The following is a 226-nucleotide window of genomic DNA, read 5'->3' on the forward strand; positions in this document are numbered from 1 at the left end:
ACTTTTGATCTTTGTTGTTGGTAGATATTTAAAACCTCTTTCAAATATATCAGAGTCTTTAACATCATTCTTTAAATTCCTAAATTACGAGATCAAAGAGCCAGTTATTACAGAAGTAAAAACAAAAGATGAATTCGGCGTCATGGCAGAACTCATCAACGAAAACATCAAAAAGATACAAGACACTGCCAATCAAGATGCTACTGCTGTTAATCAATCAGTATCA

General features: G+C 32.3%; 1 pseudogene. It reads left to right on the plus strand.

The annotated features are described in order from the left end of the window. Positions 1-226: pseudogene (locus UNSWCS_RS12165) on the plus strand (methyl-accepting chemotaxis protein); the annotation flags it as partial.

Origin of the sequence: Campylobacter concisus UNSWCS (genome assembly GCF_000466685.1) — a bacterium.
Classification (GTDB): domain Bacteria; phylum Campylobacterota; class Campylobacteria; order Campylobacterales; family Campylobacteraceae; genus Campylobacter_A; species Campylobacter_A concisus_A.